Annotated in this window: 5 protein-coding genes; 2 read left to right on the top strand and 3 right to left on the bottom strand. The window is 41.2% G+C overall.

Annotated features, from left to right (window positions below):
• Nucleotides 1-132: 132 nt before the first annotated feature.
• The 3 genes from nrdF to nrdH form a co-directional block, all read right to left on the bottom strand.
• On the bottom strand, nucleotides 133-1,095 hold the full coding sequence (gene nrdF / locus Q4A91_RS09035; protein ID WP_303214154.1) for a class 1b ribonucleoside-diphosphate reductase subunit beta: 963 nt from the start codon (nucleotides 1,093-1,095) through the stop codon (nucleotides 133-135).
• A gap of 188 nt (nucleotides 1,096-1,283) precedes the next feature.
• Nucleotides 1,284-3,443 (bottom strand): class 1b ribonucleoside-diphosphate reductase subunit alpha, encoded by a 2,160-nt coding sequence (gene nrdE, locus Q4A91_RS09030; RefSeq protein WP_303214152.1) that lies wholly within the window; start codon nucleotides 3,441-3,443, stop codon nucleotides 1,284-1,286.
• Between the two features lie 80 nt (nucleotides 3,444-3,523).
• Nucleotides 3,524-3,742, bottom strand: coding sequence for a glutaredoxin-like protein NrdH (nrdH, locus tag Q4A91_RS09025; RefSeq protein WP_000259240.1), 219 nt, complete (start codon nucleotides 3,740-3,742; stop codon nucleotides 3,524-3,526).
• Nucleotides 3,743-4,104: 362 nt separating this feature from the next.
• On the opposite strand from nrdH, the gene Q4A91_RS09020 reads away from it, so the two are divergent.
• Nucleotides 4,105-4,368 (top strand): phosphocarrier protein HPr, encoded by a 264-nt coding sequence (locus tag Q4A91_RS09020; protein WP_000146948.1) that lies wholly within the window; start codon nucleotides 4,105-4,107, stop codon nucleotides 4,366-4,368.
• Nucleotides 4,369-4,373: 5 nt separating this feature from the next.
• Nucleotides 4,374-6,107: a phosphoenolpyruvate--protein phosphotransferase gene (gene ptsP, locus Q4A91_RS09015; protein WP_303214147.1), complete on the top strand. Its 1,734-nt coding sequence runs from the start codon at nucleotides 4,374-4,376 to the stop codon at nucleotides 6,105-6,107.
• Nucleotides 6,108-6,172 lie beyond the last annotated feature (65 nt).

The raw sequence follows: 6,172 nt of genomic DNA, 5'->3' as shown, positions 1-6,172 counted from the left end.
AAAACTTTAAACAGCGTATCTATATCGCTTTGAATACCACAAAAGAGAAGACGAAGTTCGTCTCCTCTCGTGCTTAGTTATAGGTCACCCACTACAGTTGACATAGAGCCATATTTTGAATGATCGGCCAAATTAGTCCAAACCGTAGTTGTAATCCTCGTCTTGCATGGCTTCAACTTCACCAAGGAGGTAACCATTTCCGACTTGAGAGAAGAAGTCGTGGTTAGAAGTTCCTGTTGAAATACCGTTCATGACAATAGGATTGACATCATCTGCTGAATCTGGGAAGAGTGGATCTTGTCCTAGATTCATAAGGGCCTTATTGGCATTGTAACGAAGGAAGGTTTTAACTTCCTCAGTCCAGCCAACACCGTCATAGAGGCTTTCTGTATAGCCCTCTTCGTTCTCGTAGAGAGTGTAGAGCAGGTAGTACATCCATTCTTTGAGTTTTTCTTGCTCTTCTTCAGGTAATTCGTTAAAGCCAAGTTGGAATTTGTAACCAATATAAGTTCCATGAACAGACTCATCACGGATGATTAGTTTGATGATTTCCGCAACGTTGGCCAGTTTGTTGTTACCAAGATAGTAGAGCGGTGTAAAGAAACCAGAGTAGAAGAGGAAGGTTTCAAGGAAAACACTAGCAACTTTCTTTTCTAGTGGGCTACCATTGAGGTAGATTTCATTGATAATTTCAGCTTTTCTCTGAAGGTAGGGATTAGTGTTGGTCCATTCAAAGATTTCTTCAATTTCAGCCTTGGTATTCAAGGTAGAAAAGATAGAAGAATAGGATTTTGCGTGGACAGATTCCATAAATTGGATGTTGTTGAAAACAGCTTCTTCATGCGGTGTACGGATGTCTGCGCGAAGCGCTTGAACCCCTGTTTCAGATTGCATGGTATCCAAAAGAGTCAAACCACCAAAGACTTTTCCAACCAAGTCTTTTTCTTTGTTTGATAGTTTTCTCCAGTCGTCTAGGTCATTTGACAAGGGGATACGCGTATCGAGCCAGAATTGCTCTGTCAGCTTTTCCCAAGTTGATTTGTCGATGACATCTTCGATGGCATTCCAGTTAATGGCTTTGTAGTAAGTTTCCATTTGAAATCTCTTTCTGTGTTTAATATTGCGAGCTCACAATTATTTCTATTTTATCATAATTCTAGAGGAGTATCGCACAAAAAGTCGGAAGCCCGACTTTTTGTTATTTCATAGTATAGATGCTTATTCCAGTCTAACATGGTGATTGAATCACTAGTCTGAGAAAATGTGGTTGCCTCAGATAAAAACTAAATCACACAGCTTTCACATTGGTTAGCACCGACCTCTCCACCGTCGTCTGTAAAGGTACGGACGTAGTAGATAGACTTGATACCCTTGTTAAAGGCATAGTTACGAAGGATTGACAGGTCACGTGTCGTTTGTTTGTTTTCTTTCTTCCATTCGTAAAGACCTTTTGGAATGTCGCTACGCATGAAGAGGGTGAGTGAAAGGCCTTGGTCCACGTGCTCAGTCGCAGCAGCGTAAACATCAATCACCTTACGCATATCCATGTCATAAGCAGAAGTGTAGTAAGGGATGGTATCTGTTGACAAACCTGCAGCAGGGTAGTAGATCTTACCGATTTTCTTCTCTTGACGTTCTTCGATACGTTGTGTAATCGGGTGGATAGAAGCAGAAACGTCGTTGATGTAGCTGATAGAACCATTTGGTGCAACAGCTAGACGGTTTTGGTGATAAAGACCATCTTCTTGAACCTTTTCGCGAAGTTCAGCCCAATCAGCAGCACTTGGGATAAAGACATCTTTGAAGAGTTCTTTAACGCGGTCTGATTTTGGAACAAACTCGCCTGTCACATACTTGTCAAAGTAGCTACCGTTAGCATAGTCTGATTTTTCAAAGTTGTGGAAGGTGATACCACGTTCGCGGGCGATATTGTTTGATTCTACCAAGGTCCAGTAGTTCATAAGCATAAAGTAGATGCTAGTGAATTCAACAGACTCAGGAGATCCGTATTCAATGAGTTGTTGGGCAAGGTAACTATGAAGCCCCATGGCACCAAGACCAAAGGTGTGAGCCAAACTGTTTCCGTGGTCGATAGTAGGAACAGCTACGATGTGTGAACTATCTGTAACGAAAGTTAAAGCACGAACCATCGCACGGATAGAACGACCAAAGTCAGGTGACGTCATCATGTTGACAACGTTGGTTGAACCAAGGTTACATGAAACATCCGTTCCCATTTGAAGGAATTCCTGAGCATCGTTGATCAAGCTTGGTTCTTGAACTTGAAGAATCTCAGAACACAAGTTACTCATGATAATCTTACCATCAACTGGGTTCGCACGGTTAGCCGTATCAATGTTGACTACATAAGGGTAGCCAGACTCTTGTTGCAATTTAGAAATCTCAGTTTCCAAGTCACGCACCTTGATCTTTGTCTTGCGGATATTTGGATTTGCGACTAATTCATCGTATTTTTCTGTGATATCGATGTAGTTGAACGGCACCCCATATTCAAGCTCTACGGAGTAAGGGCTGAAGAGGTACATTTCTTCATTTTTACGAGCCAATTCGTAAAATTTATCTGGTACTACAACACCAAGTGAAAGGGTCTTTACACGAACTTTTTCATCGGCATTTTCTTTCTTAGTGGAAAGGAAAGCGATGATATCTGGGTGAAAGACGTTGAGGTAGACAACCCCAGCACCTTGACGTTGACCCAATTGGTTAGAGTAAGAGAAACTGTCTTCGAAAAGCTTCATAACTGGTACGACACCAGAAGCAGCACCTTCATAGCCTTTGATAGGTGCACCAGCTTCACGAAGGTTGCTGAGGGAAATTCCCACACCACCACCGATACGAGAAAGTTGAAGGGCAGAGTTGATAGAACGTCCGATAGAGTTCATGTCATCAGTTACTTGAATCAAGAAACAAGATACCAACTCTCCACGACGAGCACGACCAGCATTCAAGAAGGAAGGAGTGGCAGGTTGGTAGCGTTGGTGGATGATTTCATTGGCAATATCAGTCGCAATCGCTTCATCCCCGTCAGCAAAATAAAGTGCATTAAAGAAGACACGGTCTTCCATACTTTCAAGATAATATTCACCGTCATTAGTCTTCAAGGCATATTGATTGTAAAACTTGTAGGCAGCCATGAATGACTTGAATTGGAAGTTTTGATCCTTGATAAATCGATGCAATTCTTCCAAAAACTCTGGACGGTATTTCTTGAGAAATGCAGTTTCGATGTAGTTATGTTCAATAAGGTAGTTGATTTTATCAGTAATTGAATCAAAAACCATGGTATTTGGAACTACATTTTCTTTAAAGAAAGCATCCAAGGCTTCCTTATCTTTATGAAGCATGATTTGTCCATTGACAGGACGGTTGATTTCGTTATTGAGACGGAAGTAGGTCACGTCCTCAAGATGTTTTAATCCCATAAAATCTCCTTTATCTAATTACAAAAGAAAGGCCTCTAAGTTAGCCCTAGAAGCAATCTCTTCTGGATGATGTACTAAGATTATGCTAATTGTTTCAGTTTTCCTGGTTGAAAGCCTGAAAAGACTTCAGTTGGTGTTTGGATAACAGGAGCAGCGCTGAAACCGAGCTCTTTAACTTGATCGATGTACTCTGGTTGCTCGTCGAGATTGATCTCACGATAAGCGACATTGTTGCTGTCCAAGAAACGCTTGGTCATCTTACATTGGACACAGTTGTTTTTAGAATAAACGGTTACCATTTTCGTAACTCCTCTTTCAAAATTGATTACTTTCTTAGTATATCAGAAAAAAAAACTTTGTCAAACTTTTTAAACTAAATCTTGTGCTAAAAAGTTAAAGTTTCAAAAACAAAGCACAAGATATAGTGTTTTGTCGGAGTGTAAAATTGGGTTTTCATTGAACTATCAAAGTTTATCAAAACAAAAAAACTATATACTGTATATTGGTAAGATAAATAGAAGATTTTCAGCAAGTTATCTGAAAGGAAATAGAAGAAAGTCCATAAAACACTTGAAAAATAATCTAGAAGGTGATATAATACAGTCTTGTAAGGGTTATCACATATAATCCAAAAAAGAAATAACTAAAGGAGAGTCAAACTATGGCTTCTAAAGATTTCCACGTAGTGGCAGAAACAGGTATTCACGCACGTCCAGCAACATTGTTGGTTCAAACAGCTAGCAAATTTGCTTCAGATATCACTCTTGAATACAAAGGTAAATCAGTAAACCTTAAATCTATCATGGGTGTTATGAGTCTTGGTGTTGGCCAAGGTGCTGACGTTACAATCTCAGCCGAAGGTGCAGATGCTGACGACGCAATCGCTGCTATCACTGAAACTATGGAAAAAGAAGGATTGGCATAAGGAAAATGACAGAAATGCTTAAAGGAATCGCAGCATCTGATGGTGTTGCAGTTGCAAAAGCATATCTACTCGTTCAACCGGATTTGTCATTTGAGACTATTACAGTCGAAGATACAAACGCAGAAGAAGCTCGCCTTGATGCCGCTCTACAAGCATCACAAGACGAGCTTTCTGTTATTCGCGAGAAAGCAGTAGGTACGCTCGGTGAAGAAGCGGCTCAAGTTTTTGACGCTCACTTAATGGTTCTTGCTGACCCTGAAATGATCAGCCAAATCAAGGAAACAATCCGTGCGAAGAAAGTGAATGCAGAAGCAGGTCTAAAAGAAGTAACAGACATGTTTATCACTATCTTTGAAGGTATGGAAGACAACCCATACATGCAAGAACGCGCAGCGGATATCCGCGACGTGACAAAACGTGTATTGGCAAATCTCCTTGGTAAAAAATTGCCAAACCCAGCTTCTATCAATGAAGAAGTGATTGTGATTGCGCATGACTTGACTCCTTCAGATACAGCTCAATTGGATAAAAACTTTGTAAAAGCTTTTGTAACCAACATTGGTGGACGTACAAGCCACTCAGCTATCATGGCGCGCACACTTGAAATTGCAGCAGTATTAGGTACAAACAACATCACTGAAATCGTTAAAGAGGGTGACATTCTTGCTGTTAACGGTATCACTGGTGAGGTTATTATCAACCCAACTGATGAGCAAGCGGCTGAATTCAAGGCTGCTGGTGAAGCTTATGCGAAGCAAAAAGCTGAATGGGCTCTCTTGAAAGATGCTAAAACAGTAACTGCTGATGGCAAACACTTTGAATTGGCTGCCAACATTGGTACTCCAAAAGACGTTGAAGGTGTCAATGACAACGGTGCTGAAGCTGTTGGTCTTTACCGTACAGAGTTCTTGTACATGGATTCTCAAGACTTTCCAACAGAAGACGAGCAGTACGAAGCTTACAAGGCTGTACTTGAAGGAATGAACGGTAAACCTGTTGTCGTTCGTACAATGGATATCGGTGGAGATAAGGAACTTCCTTACTTCGATATGCCTCACGAAATGAACCCATTCCTTGGATTCCGTGCCCTTCGTATCTCTATCTCTGAGACTGGAGATGCTATGTTCCGTACACAAATACGTGCCCTTCTTCGTGCGTCTGTTCACGGTCAATTGCGTATCATGTTCCCAATGGTTGCGCTCTTGAAAGAATTCCGTGCAGCGAAAGCAGTCTTTGACGAAGAAAAAGCAAGTCTTCTTGCTGAAGGTGTTGCAGTTGCGGATAATATCCAAGTTGGTATCATGATCGAAATCCCAGCAGCAGCAATGCTTGCAGACCAATTTGCTAAAGAAGTTGACTTCTTCTCAATTGGTACAAACGACTTGATCCAATACACAATGGCAGCAGACCGTATGAACGAACAAGTTTCATACCTTTACCAACCATACAACCCATCAATCCTACGTTTGATTAACAACGTTATCAAAGCAGCTCACGCTGAAGGTAAATGGGCTGGTATGTGTGGTGAGATGGCTGGTGACCAACAAGCTGTTCCGCTTCTTGTCGGAATGGGCTTGGATGAGTTCTCTATGTCTGCAACATCAGTACTTCGTACACGTAGCTTGATGAAGAAACTCGATACAGCTAAGATGGAAGAGTACGCAAATCGTGCCCTTACAGAATGCTCAACAATGGAAGAAGTTCTTGAACTTCAAAAAGAATACGTTAATTTTGATTAATCGAAAAGTCCGGCTCTATGTCAACTGTAGTGGGTGACCTATAACTAAGCACGAGAGGAGACGAA

The organism is Streptococcus sp. (assembly GCF_030528045.1).
Lineage (GTDB): Bacteria > Bacillota > Bacilli > Lactobacillales > Streptococcaceae > Streptococcus.
Note: the sequence above shows the minus strand (reverse complement) of the source record. Positions and strands in the feature narration are given on the sequence as shown.

What these genes read in the sequence shown, in the direction of transcription:
- nrdF (WP_303214154.1), bottom strand. Translation starts at nt 1,095, where the DNA reads ATGGAAACTTACTACAAAGCCATTAACTGGAATGCCATCGAAGATGTC.
- nrdE (WP_303214152.1), bottom strand. Translation starts at nt 3,443, where the DNA reads ATGGGATTAAAACATCTTGAGGACGTGACCTACTTCCGTCTCAATAAC.
- nrdH (WP_000259240.1), bottom strand. Translation starts at nt 3,742, where the DNA reads ATGGTAACCGTTTATTCTAAAAACAACTGTGTCCAATGTAAGATGACC.
- Q4A91_RS09020 (WP_000146948.1), top strand. Translation starts at nt 4,105, where the DNA reads ATGGCTTCTAAAGATTTCCACGTAGTGGCAGAAACAGGTATTCACGCA.
- ptsP (WP_303214147.1), top strand. Translation starts at nt 4,374, where the DNA reads ATGACAGAAATGCTTAAAGGAATCGCAGCATCTGATGGTGTTGCAGTT.